The organism is Propioniciclava sp. (assembly GCF_036744435.1).
In the GTDB taxonomy this organism is placed as follows: domain Bacteria; phylum Actinomycetota; class Actinomycetes; order Propionibacteriales; family Propionibacteriaceae; genus Propioniciclava.
Genome location: NZ_DAIOIA010000038.1, coordinates 3,373 through 24,940, shown reverse-complemented (window position 1 = coordinate 24,940; position 21,568 = coordinate 3,373). Strand labels below are relative to the sequence as shown.

Sequence of the window (21,568 nt, the reverse complement as noted above, 5' to 3'; positions counted from 1 at the left end):
CATCGGGGAGCGGCTGCACGTCATCGTGGCGGAGGAGGCGCCGCAGTTGGCGCCCAAGACGTTCTATGGCTTCCCGGCGTATGCCCGCGATGGCAAGGTCGTCGTGTTCTACCAGCCCGCCAGCAAGTTCGACACCCGCTACGGGACGATCAGTTTCGACGACGCGGCCGCCCTGGATGACGGGGTGGTCTGGCCGGTGTCCTACGCGGTGCTGCAGATGACCGAGGAGGTCGAGCAGCAGTTCCGTGCGCTGGTCAGGCGGGCGGCGGGCTGACCTGGTCCAGTGCGCGCGCGTCGGCGTCCTGCGGGTGGATGAGGGCCCGCAGCACCTCCATCAACAACTGGACGCGGACGTCGCCCTCGATGGTGTCCGAGCCGATCAGGGCGCCGAGGGCACCGTAGTCGTAGACGGCGTGCAGGACGCTCATGGCGACCGGGCCGTTCGTCCCGAGTTCGTAGCCGCGGGCACTGAGCGCCGTCTCGAGCATGGTGGCGACGCCGTGGGTGGTGCGGGCGTGGAAGTCGCGGTAGGCCTGCGCCATCTTCGGTGAGCGGGCGGCGTGGAGGCGCAGTTCCTGGCCGGTGAGGACGCGCTTGGGGTCGTCCCAGCGGGACGCGTAGAACAGTTCGATGGCGGCCAGCAGCAGCGTGTCCAGGTCGGCGTCGTCGGCGACGTCCCCCACGCTGGTGACCGCGTCCTGCAGGGCCGAGCCCTCGTCGTCGTGCAGGCGTTGCAGCATGGCGACGCAGAGGTCGTCCTTGTCGTCGAAGTTGGAGTAGAACGCACCCCGGGTGAACCCGGCGGCCTCGCAGATCTCCTCGACCGAAGCCCCCAGGACGCCCTTCTCGGCGAATACGTCGATGGCGGCGTCGATGAGTCGCTCCCGAGTGGCGGCACGGCGTGCGGTGACGTGCGTCATGGCTCCCTTTGATGCGGCGTGAGGGTTGGTGCGCGATCCCTGTCCGGCGTCCGGTCGCCCGTTTGGGTCGCTCAAATCGATACAGTACCGTATTCGATACACGGGTGTATCGAGAGGCGGAAACGCGTGTCCACATGGATTTATCGGCTGGCCCGCGCGTCCTGGCACGCGCGGCGACGCGTCGTCGCCGTCTGGGTGGCACTCCTGCTCGGGCTGGGCGCGGTCGCCGCGACGGTCGGCGGCAGTTTCGACGACGAGTTCCGCATCCCGGGTGCCTCCTCCCAGGTGGCCCTCGACCAACTGCGGATGACGTTCCCCGAGGCCGCCATGGCGTCCTCGACGATGATCGTCATCGTCCCCGCCGGTCAGAGCATCAACGACCCGGCCGCGCGCACCCAGATCGAAGCCGCAGGGGAGCGCCTCGACGCGATCGGGTGGGTCGACTCGGTGCAGACCCCCTACAACGAGTACGTGTCCGGGCTGATCAGCGATGACGGCGTCGCAGGCATGATGCGGGTCAACATCAAGGACGTCTCCGTCTCCGAGTTCACCGACGCCCAGCGCCAGCAACTCCTCGACGCCGGGGCCGCCCTGCAGGCGTCGATCCCCGGCAGCACCGTTCACGTCGGCGGCGAGGTGTTCTCCGTCGACATGCCCCACGTCAGCCTCGTCGAGGGCATCGGCGTCGTCGTGGCGATCATCGTCCTCATCCTCGTCCTGGGGTCTTTCCGGGCGGCGATCATGCCGATCATCAACGCGCTGGTGGGCGCTGCGGCGTCCATGCTCGTCATCGTCGCCGCGGCGGGCATCATGCCGATCAACTCGACCACCACCATGCTGGCCCTGATGCTGGCGCTCGCCGTCGGCATCGACTACTCGCTGTTCATCGTGTCCCGCCACCGTGATCAGCTCGCCACCGGCATGGACGCCGAGGAGTCCGCCGCCCGCGCCACCGCCACCGCGGGGTCCGCCGTCGTGTTCGCGGGGCTGACCGTCGTGATCGCCCTGGTGGGACTCAGCATCGCGGGGATCCCGTTCCTCACCACCATGGGCGTCTTCGCGGCCGTCGCCGTCGCCATCGAGGTGGCTCTCGCCCTGACCCTGTTGCCCGCGATGCTCGGCTTCGCCGGGGCGCGGCTCACCCCCAAACCCGTCAAGAACCCGGACAAGAAGCGGTTCGACGCGTCCCGCTGGTGGGTCGGCGTCATCACCAAGGTGCCCGCCGTGACCGTGGCGGCCGTCGTCGTCCTGCTCGGCGTCCTGGCGATCCCGGCGACCAACCTTCAGCTCGCCCTGCCGAACTCCGGACGCAACCCACCCGAAGCGACCGACCGGATCACCTTCGACGCCATCAGCGAGCACTTCGGCGTCGGCTACAACGGGCCGCTCGTCATCACCGGCAGCATCGTCGAGTCGACCGACCCGCTCGGCCTGCTCGCCGATCTGAAGGAAGAGATCGAGGCGGTGCCGGGCGTCCAGACGGTCGCCATGGCCGTGCCGAACCCGAACGTCGACACCGCGATGATCCAGGTCATCCCCACCACCGGCCCCGACGATCCGGCCACCGAGGCGCTCGTGCACCAACTGCGGGCGCTGGAACCCCACTGGAAGGACGCCTACGGCGTCGACCTGGCGGTGACGGGCTTCACCGCCATCGCCATCGACGTGTCCTCCCAGCTCGCCGCCGCGTTGCTGCCGTTCGGCATCTTCGTGGTGGGGTTGTCGCTGGTGCTGCTGGCCGTCGTGTTCCGCTCGATCCTCGTGCCGGTCAAGGCGGCGCTGGGCTACCTGCTCAGCGTCGGGGCGGCGTTTGGCCTGACCACGCTGGTGTTCAACGAGGGCGTCGGCATGCAACTGGTGAACCTGCACGAGCCGCAGCCCATCATCTCGTTCCTGCCGATCATCCTCATGGGCATCCTGTTCGGCCTCGCCATGGACTACGAGGTCTTCCTCACCTCACGGATGCGAGAGGAGTACGTCCACGGGAACCACACCAACCCCACCGAGATGGGCTTCCGGCACTCCGCGAAGGTCGTCGTCGCGGCGGCCGTCATCATGATCTCGGTGTTCGCCTTCTTCATCCCCGAAGGATCCGGCACCATCAAGCCCATCGCCTTCGGCCTGGCCATCGGCGTCGGCATCGACGCCTTCCTGGTGCGGATGACGCTCGGCCCGGCCGTCATGCGTCTCCTGCACGGCATGGCCTGGTGGCTGCCCGGCTGGCTAGCCCGACGCATGCCCGTCCTGGACGCCGAAGGCGAGGCCATCACCCATCAGCTCGCCCTGGCCGACTGGCCCTCCCCGGACGCCGACCACGCCGTCTACGGCGAGGGGCTCGGCGCCGCGGACGGGGACACCGTCCTGTTCGAGGGCGTCGACCTCGACATCCCTCGCGGCGGGCACGTCGAGGTGGATGGCACCCCCGCAGCCCGGCGAGCCCTGCTGCTGGCCCTCACCGGACGTCTCGCTCTCACCTCGGGAGACCTCAAGGTCCTCGGCTTGGTGCTGCCCCAGCAGGCCGGACAGGTCCGTCGGGACGCCACGTTCGTCGACGGCACGGATCCGGACGCCGCCCGCGCCCTCGCCGATCCCGTCGGGTCGCTGGTCGCCGTCGATGACGCCGACCGGCTGGACGCGGAGGGTCGCGCCGCTCTGGCCGCCCTCATCGCCCGATCCGATCTCGCCGTCGTGGCGGGCGTGTCCGCCGCCGACGACTCCGTTCACACGCCCTCGCTGGGCGTCCACCGTTCCGTCCTCATTGGAGGTGCCGCATGAGGCCCACCCGCTCCTGGGCGACCGCCCTGATCCTGCTGCTCGTTCCCCTGCTCGTCGCCGGCGGTCTGCTGTGGGGAACCTCCCGTGCCGATGCCGGTCTGCGCGGCGTCCAGGCCGCCATCGTCAACAACGACGAGATGGTGACCGTCAACGGCCAGACCATGCCGCTGGGGCGTCAGCTCGCCGCCGAGCTGGTGGATTCTGACCGTGACCAGAACTTCACCTGGGTGATGGCCTCCGCCGACAAGGCCGCCGAAGGACTGGCCTCGGGCCGGTACGCGGCCGTGGTGACCATCCCGAAGGAGTTCTCCGCGGCGGCGTCCTCGTTCAGCAAGCCGGCCGATGAGGCCATCAAGGCGACCATCCACGTCGAGACCTCGCCGGTGGCCGGCATCTCCGAGACGGCGCTGGGGCAGTCGATCGCCGACGCGGCCTCGAACGCGCTCAACCGGTTCCTGACCGGGGAGTACCTCAAGAACATCTACCTCGGCTTCAACGACATGGCGGCCCAGATGCTCAGCATGGTCGACGGCACCGCCAAGCTCGCGGACGGCGCCCGCCAGCTCGCCGACGGTGCCGGGCAGTCCGCCGACGGCGCAGGCCAGCTCGCCGACGGCCTGGGCCAGGCGGCGGCCGGTTCGCCGCAACTTCGCGACGGCGCGGCCCAGTCCGCCTCCGGGGCGCAGCAACTCGCCGACGGCCTCGGCCTCGCCTCGGCCGGCAGCAGCCAGCTCCGCACGGGCGTCGCGGCCGCCACGTCGGGTGCCGACCAGCTCGCCACCGGTGCAGGCTCGCTCGCCGACGGCACCCGCACGTGGGCGCACGGGGCCGACAACTACGCCACCGGAGTCGGCACCTACGCCGACGGCGTCACCCAGTACACGACCGGCGTCAGCCAGTACGTGGGCACGGTGTCCGGGCTGGTCCGCCCGATCCGCGACGCGATCGCGCAGCTTCCCGAATGGGCGGGCTGGGTGACGCAGATCAAGGCGTCCGTGGCGACCCTCACCGCCGACGCGACCGCGTTCGACGCGCGGGTGCAGCAGACCATCGATCAGATTCGCGCCTACGTCAAGCAGACGTTCGGCGTCGCGGACTCCGCCGCCGCGCTCGCCGACACGGCCCAAGGGCTGGCGTCCTCGGCGAAGGCGGCCCGGGTTGCCGCCGGTGCTGACGTTGCCTGCCCGGCCGACCTGAGCGAGAGTGGTTGCGAGGCCTTCCGGGCGGGTGTCGCCGCGGCAGAGAAGCAGACGGCCGCGTCCACGTCAGCGCTGGAGTCGTCCACCGCAGCCTTCGCCTCGGACGCGTCCGACCTGGCGGCGCAGGCCGCCAGCACCCGGCAGGCGGGCGAGACGATCCTCGGCCTGCTCGACCAGCTCTCGGCGGCGTCCACGCAACTCGCCTCGTGGGCGCCCAGCGTCCAGGCGAAGCTCACCGAACTGGAGGCGTCCATCCCCGCGGGGACGCCGACCTCCAAGGCCGAGGTGCTGGAGCTGCTCGATCAGTTCCTCGCGGCAGGCACGCAGATCCAGGAGGGCGGCCAGGCGCTGTCGGCCGGGGGAGCCGAGCTCGCCGGGGGAGCCACCCAGCTCGCCGACGGCGCTCGCGGACTCGCTGACGGCACCGACGCGATCGCCCAGGGGGTCTCCGGGTTGGCGTCGGGGCTCGACCAGCTCAGCACCGGCGTGAACGCCTACACCGGGGGCGTCGACCAGGCGGCCACCGGCGCGTCCGCCCTCGCCAGCGGCCTGGGGCAGCTCAGCGGCGGCGTGACCGCCTACACCGAGGGGGTCGACCAGGCTGCGTCCGGCGCGGGCCAGCTCGCCGACGGACTCGACCAGTTGTCCACCGGGGCCGTCGGGCTCGCTGACGGAACCCAGGAGCTCGCCGACGGCGTCGCCGACGGCGCAGGCAAGATCCCGACCTACAGCGACTCGGATCGCGACCGGCTCGCCGAGGTGGTGTCCTCCCCGGTCGACACCAGCGCCGTCGAACTGCTCGCCCGGCCTCACCTGGCGTGGGTCAGCCTGCTGCTGGTCACCGCCTTGTGGGTGGGGGCGCTCGCCACGTTCGCCGCCGTCGGGCGCACCGACCGGCGCTCCGCGCTCTCCACTGCGGGGACCGGACAGTTGCTGCGCCGAGCGTTCATGCCCGGCCTGGCCATCATCACCGGTCAGGCGCTGCTGCTGGCCCTGCTCGGGGCGGTGACGCTCGGGTTCACGGCCTCCGAAGGGGCGCTGCTGACCCTGGTCCTCCTCGTGGCGGGGGGAGCGTTCGCCTTGATCAACTTCGCCTTGGCGCGCCTGGCCGGGAACATCGGGCGGCTGATCTCGCTGGCCATGGTGATGGTCACGGTGGTCACCGCCGCGACCGCGACCGCGCCGTCGTTCTTCGGGGCGCTCCGGGGACTGTCGCCGGTGTCGGCGGCGCTGGACGCCGTCCGCGAGGTGTCGACCACCGGCAACGTGACGATTCCGGTCTTCGTCCTCGTGGGCTGGGCGATCGTGGGCGTGGTGGGGGCGGTTGCCTCCGTCGCCCGCACCCGCATGGTTCCGATGGCCTCGCTCGCCCAGGCAGCCGCCTGAGGGGCGCGGGGGGTTGAACTGGGACGGCGTGACGACTAGAGACGGACGCATGAACATCTGCGTACTGGGAGCGGGCACCATCGGTTTGTCGTGGCTGCGGCGGTTCGTCGCCCACGGCCATCAGGTGCTGGTCTGCGATCCCCGCCCCGACCTGGCCGACGTCGTCGCCGGACTGCCCCTCACCGACGACGAACGGGCGCGGGTGCGCGTCGTCGCCGAGCGCGACGCCGCCCTCGCCGAGGCCGACGTCGTCCAGGAGTCCGGACCCGAGCATCTCGCCTTCAAGCGGGAGCTCATCGCCGACTTCGCCCGCCACGGACGTCCCGGAGCCTGGTGGTTCTCGTCGTCCTCGGCGCTGCTGCCCTCCGACATGAGCGCCGACGCTCCCGATGAGGTAGCCGCTCGCGTCGCCATCGGGCACCCTTTCAATCCTCCCCACCTGATGCCACTGGTCGAGGTCGTTCCGGGGACGCGAACTGCCGCGTCCACACTGGAGGCGGCACGCGGCTTCTACACGTCGCTGGGCATGGAGCCCGCCGTCCTGCACCGCGAGGTGCCGGGCTTCGTCGGCAACCGGCTCCAGAAGGCGCTGTGGGCCGAGGCGTTCGGACTGGTCCTCGACGGGGTGGTGTCGGTCGACGACCTGGACACGGTGATGAAGAACAGTCTCGGCCTGCGGTTCGCGTGCGTGGGGATCGTCGAGGCGGCCGCGATGGGAGGCGGTGCGGCTGGCGTCCAGGGGCTCATGGACCTGCTGCGTGAGTCGTTCGCGAAGATCGAACTGAACGATCTCGATTGGTCCAACGAGGCGCTGGCGCCGCTGTACGAGGCCGCCGCGGCCGCCTACGGCGCGCCCGTGGACTCGGCCCGGATCACCCGCCGGGACGAACTCCTGACCGGCATGCTGCGCGTCCGGGGTCAGCTCGACTGACCTGGGCCGCGTGGGAGACTCGCCGCATGACACGAATGGACGGCCGCAGGCCGGGGGTGTGGAGCCTGAGGCTCGACGCGATCTATTGCGCGGCCCTCGACGTCGCGCTGTTCGCGGTCAGTCAGGCAGTCGCCCTGCGTATGGTGCCGGGGGCGCAGTCGGCCTGAGCGTCCAGTTCAGTCGGTGGGTGTGTCGTCCTCGACCTTGGCCGCCTCGATGGCCGCCTGCGCCCGCTTCGCGGCGGCCTTGAGGGCGACGGAGCGGTGGAAGTCCTCCTGGGTGGGCATGCCGTAGGCCCGCGCGGTGGAGTCGTGGAGTTCGACGACGTAGTTGTAGAGCCGGTCCTTGAAGTGCGGAACCGTTTCGCCGGGCAGAGCGCGCTGCGGGACGCCGAACACGATGTGCACGGGCGGGCGTCCGGGCAGGGGCAGCGACTGGCCGTACGGCATAGCCGCGTAGGCACCCACGAGCGCCATGGGGACGATCGGCACGTTGTGCTGGATGCCGAGCGCCGCGACGCCTGACTTGAACGGCGCCATCGCGCCGGTGCGCGACCGGGTGCCCTCGGGGAAGATCAGCAGGGGGACGTCCTCGTCGAGGAGACGTCCGGACAGGCCCGCATGGCCCTTCATGCCGCCGCGGTCGACCGGGTAGGCGTTGAAGAACAGGCGCGTCCCGACGGACTTGGTCTTTTGCTTGAAGAAGTAGTCGGCTGCCGCGCCGGCTGCCAGGTTCCGGGAGAGCCGTCGCGGCAAGGCGCCGTAGATGACGGTGGTGTCGAGGTGGCTGGAGTGGTTCGCGATCGCGATGAACGGTGCGCTCAGGCCGTCGAGGCGGCGCATCCCGTGGACGTGGACCGAGAGCGCCGACCACACGTACGGCTTCATGACAAGCTGCTGCGCGACGAAGCGCGCGACGGCGCCTGGCCCGTTGGAGTACTTGCCGAGGTCGTCCTTGCTCACCGAGCGATCACCATGTTCCGCACCCTCCCATTCTGCACCACGGGTCTACAGCTGCGGTGGCGCGGCTGCGCCCAGCGTGCTTTGGTGACGAAGAGGAACTCGGCTACCACATCGGCCGCCGCATCGTCGGCGTCGACATCGGTGTCATGCTCATCGGTGGCGTCGCAGCCAAAGCCGTCACCTCGATCGTCAGGCAGTTCAAGACTGCTGTACGAGGAGCCGAAGCAGCCACCAAAGCCGGAGACGACCTTGTCGACCTGTACAGAGCTGTCGACGTGGATGAATTCACCGATGTCGGGCAACCCCTGGGTTTCGGCTTGCCGCATGGTTTTCGCGACGGTCTTGCGGGACACGGTCTCGCCAGCCTCTCGCAGGCGGCGTTGATCCGGGGCGCCCCGTAGGCGCCGTCCGAGGCCTCGTGGTGGGACATAGACCGGTCGACCAGTACGGTCCCGCTGTTCGCGGCGGGTCGGGCACGCCGCCCGGCGCTTGCGTCACTCGTAGTAGCGGCGCCAGTCCACCCAGCAGCCGGCCAGAGCGGGTGCCGGGTACGGGTTCGGTCTGTGGACTGTGGTCGACGGATGGGAGACCCCGGCTGGAGACACCGCGTGCACGATGGGATAGAATGTGTACACAGAGATGACACAAATTTGAGGGAGGGGTCATGGGCGCATCCAAGGTCGGAGTCCGAGAGTTCCGGGCCGGTCTGGCGGACTTCGTCGACTCCGAGGAACCCGTTGCGGTGACCCGGCACGGGCATACGGTCGGCTACTTCATCCCGGTCAAGCCCGACCGGGCCGCTGACGTCGCCGCGCTGAAGGCAGCTGGGGAGAAGCTCGACGCACTGCTGGCGCTGAGTGACGACGAGGTCGACGCGATGGTCGAGGACGTCAAGACCCGCGTCAAGGACCGTCGATAGTGCCGGACGGACAGCGTCGTCGCCTGGTCATCGACGCCAACATCTTGATCCGCGCCGCGCTCGGTCGCCGGGTCAAAGAGACGCACGTCAGCCACGCCGAGGCGGTGGACTTCTTCCCCCCGACATCGCCTTCGACGACGCCGAAGAACACCTGCCCGCCGTGCTGACCAAGTTCGACCGCGTCGCCCAGATCGACCCCGCGTTGGCGTTTCTGAACCAGTTGCGCAGCATCGTCGCAGCAGTCCCCGAGGAGGCCTTCCGCGACATCAAGGACGAGGCCCTCGCGCGGATCCAACGAGACCCCGACGACTGGCCCGTCCTGGCCGTTGCGATGCTGCTGGACTGCCCGATCTGGACCGAGGACAACGACTTCTTCGGCACCGGCGTCCCCACCTGGACCACCGACCGCATCGACATCTATCTCACCCCGCCCACCTGATCGGTCACCGAGTCGCTACCCAAGACCAGACTCGGCTGCCTCATCGTCGGCATCATGCTTATCGGCGGCGTCGCGGCCAAAGCCGTCACGTCTATCGTCAGCAAGGCCAAGACTGCTGTAGGAGGAGCCGAAGCTCCCACAAGAGGCGTAGCGAGTTCGGGCATCCGATCCAGCCAGAGTTCGGTGAATGGCGCTGCGGAGATCGGGTTCGATGACGCGCTCCTGGCCGGGATGGCCGAGCGGCATACGACAGCCAACTTGGAGCCTTGGCAGGTGCTGGAGCTGCCGTCCTGATTCTGCGCGCAGCCCTAGCTACAGGGGCCATCGCAGTCGCTACCGTCCGACGCGCGCGACTGTCCCATCACAGGGCGGAGCCGTGTCGTGCGTGGCCGGTCGAGCCGTCACGGGTGCGGCAAGTGGGTCACGTGGCCTTCGCGGCGGTCAGCCGTCGGCTGAGCGCGTGGACGATGCTGCGGGGGGCGTGCTGGAGGGCGAACGCGGCGAGCTTCCAGGGCAGCGTCGGCAAGGAGAGGATGCGGCCTTTGTCGGCGTCGCGGAGGGCTTCGCGGACGCAGCGTTGCGGGCTCACCCAGGCCCAGCGGGGGATCGACGTGGCCTGCCCGGTGAGTCCGGCCCGGTCGTGGAACTCGGTGGTGACCCAGCCGGGACATAATGCGGTGGCGGTCACGCCCGTCCCGGCGAGTTCGCCCGCCAGCCCCTCGGACCAGACTTTCGCGAAGGACTTCACCGCCGAGTAGGCCCCCTGGGTCACCCAGGCCGACAGGGAGGCGACGGTGACGATCTGTCCGCTTCCTCGGGGCACCATGGCTCGTGCGGCTGCCCCGCCCAGGATCATGGGGGCGAGGGCCATCACGTCGACGGCGCGTTCGAGTTCGCCGGTGTCCGCATCCGTCAGTGTGGTCGTGAATCCGAAGCCCGCATTGTTGATGAGGATGTGGATCGGCTCGGTGGTCGAGTCAAGACGCTCAGCGACCCGGTCGACGTCGCCGCGAACACTCAGATCGGCGGCGAGGACCTCGCACCGCACCCGATAGCGAGCCGCCAGGTCGGCGGCCAGGGCGTCCAGCCGGGCGGCATCGCGCGCTACGAGCACCAGGTCATGCCCCCGTACGGCCAGCTGCCGCGCGAACTCGGCCCCGATCCCCGCGGTCGCCCCGGTCACCAGTGCTGTCGTGTTCCGCTGCATGCCCCTCCCTCGGTCGTCTGCTGCTTCATCCCCTCACCGTATGCCGTGCGTCCACCCGCCGAGGACTGGGGTTGGGGCGTCGAGGACTGAGCCTGTACCCGCCGAGGACTGAGGATGCGAGCGTTGATGACTGGGGCAGGCCCAATGGCGGCGTAGGCCAGAACCCGCATCGGTGACGGGCATCCTTCTAGGACCGGACCCGAGCCATATCCGAGTGCGCAGCCCCATCGGACGACAGTGCGTGGAGTTGCCGACGGGGCGTTCGCGTGGTCTGGTTGCGCGGGGCTCAGGGTCGCCATGTGTTCGGGGCGTGGGCTGGCAAACCTCGCCATTCCGCAAGAACGCGGAGAGCCGTGATTCGGGCCCGTGGAGTGATCCACGGGCCCGAATCACGGCTCATCACCGAATCGACGTCGGCGACGCTCACAGGCTCAGTCCTGGGCGCCGGCCGCCTCAGTCCTCCGCGTCCCAGGCTCAGTCCTCGGCGCCGGGAAGCCGAGTCCTCGGCGTGTGCGACGGGGTCAGCCGATGACGGCCTTGACCTCGTGGGCCATCTGGAGTTCCTCGTTGGTGGGGATCACCAGGACGGCGACGGAGGAGTCCTTCGTCGAAATGGCGCGGGGCTCCCTAGAGCGGACGGTGTTGCTGACGGTGTCCAGCGTGATGCCGAGCACGGCGAGGCCCTCGACGACGTCACGGCGGACGGCGGCGGAGTTCTCCCCGACGCCAGCGGTGAAGGACAGCGCATCGATGCCGCCGAGCAACACGTAGTAGCGGCCGATGTAGCCGACGATGCGGCGGATGTAGACGTCCCAGGCGAGCTGGGCGCGCTCGTCGCCCTCGTCCTTGGCGGATTCGACGTCGCGCATGTCGGACGCGCCCGCCAGCCCGAGCATGCCGGACGCCTTGTTGAGCAGGGTGTCGATGGCGTCGGTGCTCATGCCCGCCTCGCGGTGCAGGTAGGCGATCATGCCCGGGTCAAGATCGCCGGAGCGGGTGCCCATGACGAGGCCTTCCAGCGGGGTGAGGCCCATGGAGGTGTCGACGGCGACGCCGTCCTTGATCGCCGAGATCGACGCGCCGTTGCCCAGGTGGCACACGATCTGGCTGGTCTGGTCATAAGGCTTGCCCAGGAACTCGGCGGCCTGGTGGGACACGAAGTTGTGGCTGGTGCCGTGGAAGCCGTAGCGGCGGATCGAGTACTCGGCCGCGACCTCGGTGGGGATCGCGTACGTGTAGGACGCGGCGGGCAGCGTGGAGAAGAACGCGGTGTCGAAGACGGCGACGTGCGGCACGTCCGGCAGCGCCTTCTGGGCGCCCCGGATGCCGGCGATGCCCGCCGGGTTGTGCAGCGGCGCGAGCGGGGAGAGGGCCTCCAAGGTGGCGACCACCGCGTCGTCGATCAGCATCGTCTCGGTGAGCTTGTCGCCACCGTGCACGGTCCGGTGACCGACGGCCTTCACGTCGGCCAGCGACGGGCCATGGTCGGCGAACATCTGCACCATCGCCGCCAGGGCGAGCGTGTGGTTGGTGTACTCCTCGTTGGCGACAAACTCTTCGCCGTCGACCTTGTGCGTCAGGACGCCGACGTCTTGGCCGATGCGCTCGATCAGACCGGACGCCATCACCTCGTCGGTGTCGGCGTCGATCATCTGGTACTTGATGGAGCTCGAACCAGCGTTGAGCAGCAGGATCGGCGTGGCCATGGTTCTCCTTCTCGGACGCGGTGTGCGCCCGTCTTTCCCGGGCGAATCCCCGGCTGGATGGTGGGTGCTGCCGCTGGTGGCGACAGCGAAGGGCCGGACGCCTTGGCGTCCGGCCCCCAGGTCAGCTGTGCTGAGCTTGGATCGCGGTGATCGCGATGGTGTTGACGATGTCGTCTACCAGTGCGCCGCGGGACAGGTCGTTGACCGGCTTGTTGAGGCCCTGCAGGACGGGCCCGACGGCGAGGGCGCCCGCCGACCGTTGTACCGCCTTGTAGGTGTTGTTGCCCGTGTTGAGGTCGGGGAAGATGAACACGGTCGCGCGTCCGGCGACCTCGGAGCCCGGCATCTTCTTCGAGCCGACCGTCGGGTCGACGGCCGCGTCGAACTGGATCGGGCCCTCCACCTTCAGCTCGGGGGCGCGCTGCTTGACGATCTCGGTGGCCTCGCGGACCTTGTCGACGTCAGCGCCCTTGCCCGAGGTGCCCGTGGAGTAGGACAGCATCGCCACGCGCGGTTCGATGCCGAACGCGACGGCCGTCGCGGCGGAGCTGATCGCGATGTCGGCGAGCTGCTCGGCGCTCGGATCAGGGTTGACCGCGCAGTCGGCGTACACGTCGACCCGGTCGGCCATGCACATGAGGAACGAGCCGCTGACGACGGAGACGCCCGGCTTGGTCTTCACGAACTCCAGGCTCGGGATGATCGTGTTCGCCGTCGTGTTGACCGCACCGGACACCATGCCGTCAGCCAGGCCCAGGTGGACCATCATGGTGCCGAAGTAGCTGGGGTCGGTCATCTTGGCGCGGGCCTGCTCCAGCGTGACGCCCTTCTTGGCGCGCAGCGTGGCGTACTCGGCGGCGAAGCGTTCGACGAGGTCGGGATCCTCCATGGAGACGATCTCGGCGCCCTCCAGGGACAGCCCCAGGGCGAGCGCGCGGCTCTTCACCTCGGTCTGGTCGCCGAGCAGGATGATCTCGGCGGTGCCACGTCGCAGGACGGCAGCGGCCGCTTCGAGGATGCGGTCGTCGCCGGACTCCGGCAGCACGATGCGGCGCTTGTCCTGGCGGGCCATCTCGCTGAGCTGGTACTCGAACATGAGCGGCGTGCGGATCCCGGCGCGGTCGACCCGCATGGCGGCGAGCAGCGCGTCGGCGTCCACGTTCTCGGAGAACAGTCGGCGGCCGAGCTCGGTCTTGCGATCGGAGCTGGTCATGGTGCCTTCGAGCCCGAACAGCTTCTCGGCGGCCGTGAAGGTGCCCAGGTCGGTGACGAAGATCGGTAGGTCCTGGGGGATGTTCGCGATGAGCTTCGTCATCGTCTCCGGCACGTCGTACCCGCCGGTCAGCACGAGGCCGGTCAGCGGGGGGAAGGCGCCGGAGCGCTGGGCGAGGATGATGCCGGGGATCAACTCGGTGCGGTCGCCGGGGGCGATGACGGTCGATTCGGGTTCGAGCCGCCCGAGCACGTTCGGCAGCGTCATGGCGGCCACCAGGACACTTTGGCTTTCTTGCGTCAGGGCGTCGGTGCGGCCGGCGATCTGACGGGCGCCGATCGCCTGCACCTGGGCGCCCAGCGTCGGAGCGGCGAGGACGCGGTTGGCAGGGAGCGTGCCGACCACGGCGTCGGGGAACGCGGTGGTGATCGCGTGGATGTAGGGGCCCTGATCGCCCTCCGGGGTCCGCGTCGGGATGATGGCGATGGTGGACGCGTGGTGCTTGCCCAGCAGGTCGACGGTGCTGCGCGCCAGTTGGGTGACCTCGTCGGGGGTCCGGTTGCGCGCCGAGACGGCGAGCGCGACGGGCGCGTTCAGGTTGGCGGCGACGCGGGCGTTGAACTGGAGTTCCTGGGCGCCGAGGTTGTCGGTGAAGTCCGATCCGAGGATGACCATGGCGTCGTAGCGTTCGGCGACGCTGTTGTAGCGCTCCACGATGGTCGACAGGGCCGCGTCGGCGTCGGCGCGCACGTCGTCGTAGGTGACGCCATACGCCTCGTCGTACTCTTCGTGCACGACCGGCTGGTGGACGAGTGTGGACAGGATCTGGTCGGGGCTGTCACCGCCCTTGATGAGTGGCCGGAAGATACCGACCGACTCCACTTCGCGCGTGAGCGCGTCGACGATGCCGAGAGCGACCACTGACTTCCCTGTCAGTCCCTCTGGCGCGAGTACATAGATGCTCCGAGTCACGCTGCCAGGCTAGCGGCCGGACGCCAATCCTGCGCCCCGATTGCGCCCGGGTCGCCAAATGGCCTGACCAATCGGGCGGGTTCTGCTGGGTTTCTCATCGCGGACGCTACGAGAGAGGGAGGTGTGCGTCGCTGGGTCCGCCCAGTCCGACGCTGTAGCCGCGGCTGTAGGCGTCGATGTAGTCGGCTGCCATGAGCGCGTGCATGTCACGAATGAGGTCCGACCTGGTTGTGGCGTCGTGGAGGACGTGCAGGATCTGCGCGCCTCGGTCGGGGCTGAACGACCGTGCGCAGTCACGGCCAAGGCGGTAGGCGCCCGCGTGATCAATCATGTAGTCGCAGGCCTCGAGCGCGGCGACGTCGTCCCACGTCTCATCGCTGTACGGGGGTTCGGATGCTGCGTCGAGGAGGGTGCGGAGGTCGACCGCATCCTTTGTGCTGATTCTGCGCCGATCGCGCCACGCGATGATCTTGAGGCCCGACAGGGATTCGAGGCTGGCGCAGCGGATGGTCAAACCGGGGGCGAGCGTGATGCGATCCGCCTGGGCCATGGATTCGGCCATGCCCACGACGTTGAGCGCATGCCCCTCGTCCAGGTGGACCTCACCGCGCGTCTCGATGGCCCCGAACGGAACGATGTCGACGTCAACGCCCTCAACTTTCACCTTGTGCACGGACTGGGTCCTCGTGAAGGTGCTGGTGAATGCCGTGAAGGCATCGCCTGCGGGCACTGCGACAGCGATATCGACGTCATGAGTGGCGCGAGTCGGCGGCTTGCCGATGACGGCACTGGCGACAAGGTCGCGTGCTGCTGCTCCGACGAGCAACACCGGGAGATTGAGCTCTGCAGCACGCTCCCACAAGCGCCGAAGGACCGAGACTGGGAGGTCGTGACGGTCAGCGGGAATGTCGAAGTGTCGGTTCATGCTGAAGCCAAGTCTGGGCGAGGGTGTCGGTGCGGGGGTCCCCGATCGCAAGGAGGTCGGCGTAGACGACGGCAGGTGGTGCCAAGCGGGGCTCGCGGTGGGGAAGGGGCGTCTCCAGCGACGCTGACCACAGCGGGGGGCGAAGCCGGATCGCTCCGTCGGGATCGGGACGCAGACGTAGCGCTCGCACAGTGCTTCCCACGTCGTCGACGTAGATGTCGAAGACGGCGGCTTTGATGTCGAGGCCCGCCAGGTGTGCGGCAGGCTCACCGGAGACGGTCGCAGGGAGGCGCTCCATGGTCGAGCGAAGAGCCCGCATATCGAGGTCGCTGCGGTAGACGCCCTTCCTCGTTCCTGGACGTTGCGCCTCAAGGTAGTTCGTCACCCAGGCGTCGAAGAGGGCACGCCAGGGGGGTGGCATTTCAGGATCGTGAAAGCTGACTGGTGCCGGTGGGGAGTCGAGCCCCCGGCTGCGTAGTCGCGAGATCACCTTCTGCGTGGTTCCCAAGGACACCCCAGCAACCTCCTGAACCGTTCGGAGGGGAGCCGTCACGAGCGAAGGGGCCGTGAGCACCGCAAGAACGACGGGCCAGGACGCGCGAGAGAAGGTGGACGTGGGTTGCCGCGGGGAAGAGTTGTCGACCCGGCCTTGAATGTCGATCACGACGCCCCTCGAGCGCACGGACATGTTGCCTGCGGCGTCGACATGCCACAGGCCATGCTTGCGCAGTTCTTCTCGTACTCCTGAGGTGACGCGATCGGTCACGATGAGTGATCCTTCGGGTACGCGTCGGGCGAGGAGGGTGACACCCGCTGGCCGGAGTCCCCGCGAGACGGTGGCTGGAAGTCGGGTCTGCGCGTCATCGATGCTCACGAGCACCTCGTCGGCGTCCGGTGCCCAACCGAGGTGGACGCCGTGGGGGCGAAGAGCCTTCTGGGCGCGTTCCAGAAGCTCCTCATCGCCCACCGTGTTCACGAATGCCATGTGTTCATGTTACGTGAACACCGAGAAAACTTGAACACGTGTGCGGTTCGCCTCAGAGGTGCGCGCGCAGCCAGGCGATCTGGTCGGCGTGGGTGACCTCGGTGGTTGGAGTCTCCAGGATCACCGGGGCGTCTGCCTGACGCACCACCTCGACCAGGTAGTCGGCCTCGCACTGGCCCTGTCCGAGGACGGCGTGACGGTCGGCACCGGAGCCGGCGGCGTCCCGGGAGTCGTTGAGGTGCACCAGATCGATGCGTCCGGTGATGCCCGTGATGGCGTCCACGAGGCCGGACGGGTCGAGGCCGCCCGCGTGCGCGTGGCAGGTGTCGAGGCAAAAACCGACGTTCTCGAAGCCCTTCGCGTCGGAGATCGTCTCCCACAGTTGGGCGATCCGCTCCAGGCGGCGGGCCATGGAGTTGGTGCCGCCCGCGGTGTTCTCGATGAAGATCGGGACGGTCAAGTCGAGCCCCTCGATCGCCTTGCGCCAGTTGTCGAAGCCCACCTGGGGATCGTCTCCGGCGGTGACGTGTCCACCGTGGACGATGACGCCGCGCGCGCCGACCTCAGTGGCCAGCTTCACCTGACGCGCGAGGATCTGACGGCTGGGGATGCGAATCCGGTTGTTCGTCGTCGCGACGTTGATGACGTAGGGGGCGTGGATGAACAGGCCCACCCCAGCGGCCTCGGCGTCCGCCTTCAGCCCGGCGGCGCCGCCGGGATGGGCGACGGTGTGGCCCTTCCAGGCTTGGGGATCGCCGATGAACGTCTGAGCGATGGGGAACCCGTCGCGGTGGGCGGCTTCGATCGGGTCGTCGACGTGGCCGCCGATCTCCAGGGCGCTCACTCGCCGAGCCCCCCGAGGACGCCCAGGGCTTCCTCGACGGAGTCGAGCGGGACGAGCAGATGATCGTGGTAGTACCCGGCGAGCACGTTGCACGACAGCCCCACCCGGGCCAGAGCGTTGCTGACCGCGGCCGTGATGCCGACCGCCTGCAGCGAGGTGTGCGCCTCCAAGGTGATCCAGCCGAACACGCCCTCATAGGGGAGGTGGTGTTCGTCGGCGACCGCCTGATCCAGCACCAGCGTGGTGCCCTCGTCCTCGACGATGCGCGCGTGATAGGCCACGTCGGGCGGCGTCAGGGCGGTGACGACGACGTACGCGCCCTGCCGCACATAGGGGCGCAGCGCGCCGAGGATCTCATGCAGATCGGTCATTCCCGCCATGGCGTCAGTCTAGGGCTGCGCGCCGACAACGCCCCCGCTGCCAGCCCTGTTGAAGGGCTACCTACACTCGCCGCACACCCCAGAAAGGAGAAGGAAAATGGCTGGCAAGGACGAGGTTCGCAGCAATCTCGACGGCATGGACACGCTCGATTTCCAGGGTTGGAACAACGCCGACTGGAACGGCGAGTTCTCCGACCACCACACCGAGGACGTCTACGTCGACTTCCACGGCATGCCCGCGACGACGGGGCTGGACGCACACATCCAGGCCATGAAGGACTACGTCGCCACCGCAGGCGGAACCCCGCCGCACATCGCGTCGCACCCCATCAAGTTCGGTTCGGGCGAGTGGACGTGCGTCGTCGGTGAGTTCGATGACGGTTCCCGCATGGTCACGGTGGCCCGGTGGAAGGACGGCAAGATCTCCGAGGAATACATCTGGGCCTGAGCGGTTCCTCATCCCGGTATGGCCGTGTCCGGACAGGACGCGGCCACGCCGGGTGAGGTGAGCGTCGCGTCGGTGATCCGACGTCGCCGCGCCGTACGATGACGACACGACCTAGCGGGCGGGGGTGCGGTCGTGGGGACGGTCACACAGGTACGGACGGCGCACGAGGCGCAGGCGCTCGCGGACGTCCTCAACGGAGACGCGCGGAAGCGTCCCATGGTCGTGGTCACCATCCCCGCCGGGAAGTCCGAGCCCTGGATCGACGTGCAGGAGATCGCCGACCAGGCCGGTGACCTGGCGGAGGTCTACCTGATGCCGACGGGCGCGGTCTCCTGGGCGATGGCCCAGCGGATGCCCGAGGGCACCGAGGTTTATGGGGGTGCCGGGCGCGTCTACCCCATCGGACACGAGTGGCTTCGCGACCTGACGCGCTCCCCGCTCCGATTCGCCTGGGACGCCCGGGATCGGGAGATGGCCACGCAGTTTCTCGTCTCGGACATGTTCCGCATGGCCACCGCGGCGGGGCTCGTGCGGGTCGATCCGACGACGCCGCAACGAACGGTCGACGGCGTCGTCACGATGGTGGTCTCAGGTCGGGCCCTGGTGGAGGTCGCGCCCGGCGTCCTCGCTTCGATCGCGGAAGAGTTGACGGTCGACGGTGTGCCGATCGAACGCCTCGTTCAGGTGGGCCAGAAGGTCACCGGGCGGCACGATCCGTCCGCTGGGCGCCTCGATGTTCGGGCTAGCCTGGGCCGTGCCGAGACGGCCCTGAGTGTCTATGACGTGGGCAACGTCGTGTGGGCGCGGGTGGTAAAGGTGCGCCCCGCAGCGGCCGAACTGATGCTCTTCCCGGCGTCCCGCGGGGCGGCGGTCGTCGTCAGCGTCCGACGCGAGGACGTGACCGGAAATCCCTGGGACACCCTCGACTTACTCCTGACCGTCGGTGAGGTGGTCGCGGCTCGCGTCGTCGCGCCTGGGCCCGCTTGGGCGCTCACCCTCATCGATGTGGAGGACGACGAGGAGGTGCTGCCGGCGCCCGCCTTGCTCCCCGGAGGGCCGCCGTGGCTGGTTGAGGACGCCGACGAAGACACCGAACCGGAACCCGTCCCCGCCCCGGTCCGCCCGCAGGCGCCACCCCCCGTCGCCGCCGAACCGTCAGTGGCGCCCGCACCACTGACACAGCCTCGTCCGACCCCCAAGCCGGGTCCGCCCGGACGTCCGCGACCCGCGGCGGCGAAACCGGACAGCGGTGCCTTGAGTCAGGCGTTGCTCCGCATCGACGCGCTCACGGCGGAGAACCGCACACTCAGGTCGGGGATCGACGCACGCGACGAGAGCGCCGCGGCCAAGCAGATGGAGCACGAACAGCTGCGCTGGCTCCTCGACCAGGCGGAGCGGCGCGCGAACCGGGCCGAGCACGACCTCAAGGCCGCGAAGGTCCGCCTCCGCAAGGCGGGCAACGCGCGGGCCACGACAAGCCCCGACGAGGGACCACGGTTCGCGGACCGAGAGCAGGGCTTCCGCTACCTGGTCACCACCCAGTGGGCCACCCGGACCGTCGTGGGTGAGCAGGCCGAGCGTCCCCTCCCCGACTACGACCTCGGCCCGGGCTTCCTGGCGTCGCTCGACGAGGTGAGCGGCGTCACCGAGACGAAGGTCGCCGACGCCGTCTTTGAGATCGTCACCGGCCTCGCGCCCCAACTGAACGGACGCGAAGTGCACCGGTTGCGCTCGGGCATGGGTGGCGACGACCCCATCCGGACGCGAGCAGATGGGGCGGTCGCCTGGCGCGCCAGCCTGCAGGTGAAGACCGCCTCCGCGCGGCGTATCCACTACTGGGCGCTGCCCAACCAGCGCATCGAACTGGCTCGCATCGCCCTGCACGACGACTACGACATCTGAGCCCCCCAGCCGGTGCAGGGTCCCCTCAGCACGATGAGGAGGGCGGCATGCGCCATCGTGGTGCTGAGCCTGTCTCCGGTGCGAGGCGTCGTTCGATGATGTCGAGCCGCGGTGCGGGCTTCGTGATTCCTGTGCAGCCGTGGGGTGTCACCACTAGCGTGATCGCACGGGTTCGCAGAGGCACCCGTTCTGCCCACCGGAGGGAGGCGTGGCATGGCTGCTGCCCGGCACGTTGCTGACGGTGACGCGAGCGAGGTGGCTGTGGTCACTCTGGACGGGCCCAGAAAGTGGCGACGTGTCGACTGGGTTGATGTGGTGGCCTTTGGCCGGCTATTTGCTTCCTCGGTGATGTTTGTCCTGCGGGATGAACGGGACGACTCGCCGGACGCGTTCTCTCGCGCGGAGCGCATGTCTCTCCTGGGGGACGGCGTCTGGCGGTACGGGCGGCGGTGGCCGGGGACGGAGATCTTCGACGGAAGGGCGCGGATCGTTTCGGTCAACCTGGTGGAGGAATTGACTGCCTGGCTGGTGAAGGAGGCCCCCACGCCCTACGGATGGCTGGACCCCGACTGGCCCGAAGACGTGGCCTTCCTACGTGAGGATGGTTCGGTTCTCTTCGAAAGCGTCGCCCACGAACGGATGTCTGGTCTCTGTCTCACTCCCCGCGAGTTGATCGCTCTGGAAAGCGCGTACGGCCGGTTGCGCTCACGATTCCGACGCCGTTCAGGGGCGCACGGCTGACCCCGGAGTGGTGAGGGGCTGTGCACCTGCCCGGGTCACAAGCAGGGCTCATGGGTGACTCGCGCAAGTGTGAATCTCTAGCGAAGGGAATCGAAGTAATGACGGCGGAAACGCGTGGTGAACTCTGGGTGTGGGTGTTCTCCCCCGCTGGAAGCAGTTCCCTAACGGTATTTTCTACACTAGAGACGAGGCGGAAGCGGCCATAAAGGCCTGGGGCTTAAGTGGCACGCTCACCCATTACTGGGTTGGAGGGCTTTCGTACCAGTGGGCGGTCGATAATGGGTTCTATAAGACTCCCTTATCTGGACGAGAGCCTGATGTGAGCCTGGTCTCCGGCTACGTCAGTGAGCGGTGGGATCACTTTCACTATGAAAATGGTGATCCCTGGTGATGGAGTTTGTACTGCGGCGTCCGAGATCGACGATAGATGCGTGCTGGCGTGACACCCGAGGAGTCCATGGATCGTTCGGTGTGATGAGGAGGCGGGAGAGTGGGGATTGATTGGGATGAGTGATTACGCCGATTTCGTGCCTTGGGACTGGAATGTGGAGATTCCTGGGCTTACGACGAGAGACGCGGTGCGGCTACTTCTCGATTCCCGCTCACTCGGTCTTTCGGAGTGGTTGGGATACGCGAGTTCCCACACCCATGTTCGGTGGGTGATGAACGCGGGGGGGGTGTCCCTATGTCTCCTGTCAAGCAGCGGGGACTGAT

Annotated in this window: 21 protein-coding genes and 1 pseudogene; 12 read left to right on the top strand and 10 right to left on the bottom strand. The window is 68.7% G+C overall.

What is annotated here, in order from left to right; translation table 11 throughout:
- Window positions 1-274, top strand: a pseudogene (locus V7E09_RS06920) (hypothetical protein); the annotation flags it as partial.
- Here the strand turns inward: V7E09_RS06920 and V7E09_RS06915 are convergent.
- The gene (locus V7E09_RS06915) at window positions 255-920 is read right to left on the bottom strand and encodes a TetR/AcrR family transcriptional regulator (protein WP_324511698.1); all 666 of its coding nucleotides are present in this window, start codon (window positions 918-920) and stop codon (window positions 255-257) included. The pseudogene V7E09_RS06920 and the gene V7E09_RS06915 overlap by 20 nt on opposite strands.
- A 126-nt stretch (window positions 921-1,046) precedes the next feature.
- Between V7E09_RS06915 and V7E09_RS06910 the strand changes: the two genes are divergently transcribed.
- The 4 genes from V7E09_RS06910 to V7E09_RS06895 are packed head-to-tail and all read left to right on the top strand — an operon-like array spanning window position 1,047 to window position 7,378.
- Window positions 1,047-3,695, top strand: coding sequence for an MMPL family transporter (locus tag V7E09_RS06910; RefSeq protein ID WP_324523191.1), 2,649 nt, complete (start codon window positions 1,047-1,049; stop codon window positions 3,693-3,695).
- Entirely contained in the window at window positions 3,692-6,280 is a 2,589-nt protein-coding gene (locus tag V7E09_RS06905) for a YhgE/Pip family protein (protein WP_324511700.1), read from the top strand. The genes V7E09_RS06910 and V7E09_RS06905 overlap by 4 nt, the downstream gene beginning before the upstream one ends.
- Before the next feature lie 49 nt (window positions 6,281-6,329).
- Entirely contained in the window at window positions 6,330-7,211 is an 882-nt protein-coding gene (locus V7E09_RS06900; protein ID WP_324523190.1) for a 3-hydroxyacyl-CoA dehydrogenase NAD-binding domain-containing protein, read from the top strand.
- Between the two features lie 26 nt (window positions 7,212-7,237).
- Window positions 7,238-7,378 carry a hypothetical protein gene (locus V7E09_RS06895; RefSeq protein WP_324511702.1) on the top strand — a complete coding sequence of 47 codons (141 nt, stop codon included), beginning with the start codon at window positions 7,238-7,240 and terminating at the stop codon, window positions 7,376-7,378.
- Between the two features lie 9 nt (window positions 7,379-7,387).
- Here the strand turns inward: V7E09_RS06895 and V7E09_RS06890 are convergent, their stop codons facing one another.
- Together V7E09_RS06890 and V7E09_RS06885 are read right to left on the bottom strand one after the other, a co-directional pair.
- Window positions 7,388-8,173, bottom strand: a complete 786-nt coding sequence (locus tag V7E09_RS06890) for a lysophospholipid acyltransferase family protein (RefSeq protein WP_324511703.1) — start codon at window positions 8,171-8,173, stop codon at window positions 7,388-7,390.
- A complete protein-coding gene (locus tag V7E09_RS06885) occupies window positions 8,170-8,526 on the bottom strand; it encodes a hypothetical protein (protein ID WP_324511704.1) in 357 nt (118 codons plus the stop codon). The genes V7E09_RS06890 and V7E09_RS06885 overlap by 4 nt, the downstream gene beginning before the upstream one ends.
- Before the next feature lie 311 nt (window positions 8,527-8,837).
- Here V7E09_RS06885 and V7E09_RS06880 point away from each other — a divergent pair, with 311 nt between their 5' ends.
- From V7E09_RS06880 to V7E09_RS06870, 3 genes are read left to right on the top strand one after another with little or no spacing between them, the layout of a single operon-like run.
- On the top strand, window positions 8,838-9,092 hold the full coding sequence (locus V7E09_RS06880) for a hypothetical protein (RefSeq protein WP_324512046.1): 255 nt from the start codon (window positions 8,838-8,840) through the stop codon (window positions 9,090-9,092).
- Window positions 9,092-9,259: a hypothetical protein gene (locus V7E09_RS06875; RefSeq protein WP_324523189.1), complete on the top strand. Its 168-nt coding sequence runs from the start codon at window positions 9,092-9,094 to the stop codon at window positions 9,257-9,259. Before V7E09_RS06880 ends, V7E09_RS06875 begins: the two co-directional genes overlap by 1 nt.
- The gene (locus V7E09_RS06870; protein WP_324523188.1) at window positions 9,253-9,531 is read left to right on the top strand and encodes a PIN domain-containing protein; all 279 of its coding nucleotides are present in this window, start codon (window positions 9,253-9,255) and stop codon (window positions 9,529-9,531) included. The genes V7E09_RS06875 and V7E09_RS06870 overlap by 7 nt, the downstream gene beginning before the upstream one ends.
- 421 nt (window positions 9,532-9,952) lie before the next feature.
- Here the strand turns inward: V7E09_RS06870 and V7E09_RS06865 are convergent, their stop codons facing one another.
- The 7 genes from V7E09_RS06865 to V7E09_RS06835 all read right to left on the bottom strand — a co-directional run bounded on the left by V7E09_RS06865 (window position 9,953) and on the right by V7E09_RS06835 (window position 17,763).
- Window positions 9,953-10,738: an SDR family NAD(P)-dependent oxidoreductase gene (locus tag V7E09_RS06865; RefSeq protein WP_324523187.1), complete on the bottom strand. Its 786-nt coding sequence runs from the start codon at window positions 10,736-10,738 to the stop codon at window positions 9,953-9,955.
- Between the two features lie 521 nt (window positions 10,739-11,259).
- Window positions 11,260-12,444 (bottom strand): acetate/propionate family kinase, encoded by a 1,185-nt coding sequence (locus V7E09_RS06860; RefSeq protein WP_324512049.1) that lies wholly within the window; start codon window positions 12,442-12,444, stop codon window positions 11,260-11,262.
- A gap of 121 nt (window positions 12,445-12,565) precedes the next feature.
- Window positions 12,566-14,629: a phosphate acetyltransferase gene (gene pta / locus V7E09_RS06855; RefSeq protein WP_324512050.1), complete on the bottom strand. Its 2,064-nt coding sequence runs from the start codon at window positions 14,627-14,629 to the stop codon at window positions 12,566-12,568.
- 106 nt (window positions 14,630-14,735) lie between these two features.
- Complete coding sequence (locus V7E09_RS06850) at window positions 14,736-15,458, bottom strand: nucleotidyl transferase AbiEii/AbiGii toxin family protein (protein WP_324512051.1); 723 nt, start codon at window positions 15,456-15,458, stop codon at window positions 14,736-14,738.
- A gap of 67 nt (window positions 15,459-15,525) precedes the next feature.
- Entirely contained in the window at window positions 15,526-16,539 is a 1,014-nt protein-coding gene (locus V7E09_RS06845) for a type IV toxin-antitoxin system AbiEi family antitoxin (protein WP_324512052.1), read from the bottom strand.
- Between the two features lie 52 nt (window positions 16,540-16,591).
- Window positions 16,592-17,383, bottom strand: a complete 792-nt coding sequence (locus V7E09_RS06840; protein ID WP_324512053.1) for a deoxyribonuclease IV — start codon at window positions 17,381-17,383, stop codon at window positions 16,592-16,594.
- Window positions 17,380-17,763 carry an ACT domain-containing protein gene (locus V7E09_RS06835; protein WP_324512054.1) on the bottom strand — a complete coding sequence of 128 codons (384 nt, stop codon included), beginning with the start codon at window positions 17,761-17,763 and terminating at the stop codon, window positions 17,380-17,382. The genes V7E09_RS06840 and V7E09_RS06835 overlap by 4 nt, the downstream gene beginning before the upstream one ends.
- A 97-nt stretch (window positions 17,764-17,860) precedes the next feature.
- Here V7E09_RS06835 and V7E09_RS06830 point away from each other — a divergent pair, with 97 nt between their 5' ends.
- The 4 genes from V7E09_RS06830 to V7E09_RS15690 all read left to right on the top strand — a co-directional run bounded on the left by V7E09_RS06830 (window position 17,861) and on the right by V7E09_RS15690 (window position 21,245).
- Window positions 17,861-18,211 carry a hypothetical protein gene (locus V7E09_RS06830; RefSeq protein ID WP_324512055.1) on the top strand — a complete coding sequence of 117 codons (351 nt, stop codon included), beginning with the start codon at window positions 17,861-17,863 and terminating at the stop codon, window positions 18,209-18,211.
- A 132-nt stretch (window positions 18,212-18,343) separates the two neighbouring features.
- A complete protein-coding gene (locus tag V7E09_RS06825) occupies window positions 18,344-20,113 on the top strand; it encodes a hypothetical protein (RefSeq protein ID WP_324512056.1) in 1,770 nt (589 codons plus the stop codon).
- A gap of 213 nt (window positions 20,114-20,326) precedes the next feature.
- Window positions 20,327-20,854 (top strand): hypothetical protein, encoded by a 528-nt coding sequence (locus V7E09_RS06820; RefSeq protein WP_324512057.1) that lies wholly within the window; start codon window positions 20,327-20,329, stop codon window positions 20,852-20,854.
- 130 nt (window positions 20,855-20,984) lie between these two features.
- Window positions 20,985-21,245 (top strand): DUF7710 domain-containing protein, encoded by a 261-nt coding sequence (locus tag V7E09_RS15690; protein ID WP_442956851.1) that lies wholly within the window; start codon window positions 20,985-20,987, stop codon window positions 21,243-21,245.
- Window positions 21,246-21,568: the final 323 nt, after the last annotated feature.

Excerpts from the sequence above, each read along its gene's own strand:
- V7E09_RS06915 (WP_324511698.1), bottom strand. The coding sequence starts at position 920 with ATGACGCACGTCACCGCACGCCGTGCCGCCACTCGGGAGCGACTCATC.
- V7E09_RS06905 (WP_324511700.1), top strand. The coding sequence starts at position 3,692 with ATGAGGCCCACCCGCTCCTGGGCGACCGCCCTGATCCTGCTGCTCGTT.
- V7E09_RS06900 (WP_324523190.1), top strand. The coding sequence starts at position 6,330 with ATGAACATCTGCGTACTGGGAGCGGGCACCATCGGTTTGTCGTGGCTG.
- V7E09_RS06895 (WP_324511702.1), top strand. The coding sequence starts at position 7,238 with ATGACACGAATGGACGGCCGCAGGCCGGGGGTGTGGAGCCTGAGGCTC.
- V7E09_RS06880 (WP_324512046.1), top strand. The coding sequence starts at position 8,838 with ATGGGCGCATCCAAGGTCGGAGTCCGAGAGTTCCGGGCCGGTCTGGCG.
- V7E09_RS06865 (WP_324523187.1), bottom strand. The coding sequence starts at position 10,738 with ATGCAGCGGAACACGACAGCACTGGTGACCGGGGCGACCGCGGGGATC.
- V7E09_RS06860 (WP_324512049.1), bottom strand. The coding sequence starts at position 12,444 with ATGGCCACGCCGATCCTGCTGCTCAACGCTGGTTCGAGCTCCATCAAG.
- V7E09_RS06845 (WP_324512052.1), bottom strand. The coding sequence starts at position 16,539 with ATGGCATTCGTGAACACGGTGGGCGATGAGGAGCTTCTGGAACGCGCC.
- V7E09_RS06835 (WP_324512054.1), bottom strand. The coding sequence starts at position 17,763 with ATGGCGGGAATGACCGATCTGCATGAGATCCTCGGCGCGCTGCGCCCC.
- V7E09_RS06830 (WP_324512055.1), top strand. The coding sequence starts at position 17,861 with ATGGCTGGCAAGGACGAGGTTCGCAGCAATCTCGACGGCATGGACACG.
- V7E09_RS06820 (WP_324512057.1), top strand. The coding sequence starts at position 20,327 with ATGGCTGCTGCCCGGCACGTTGCTGACGGTGACGCGAGCGAGGTGGCT.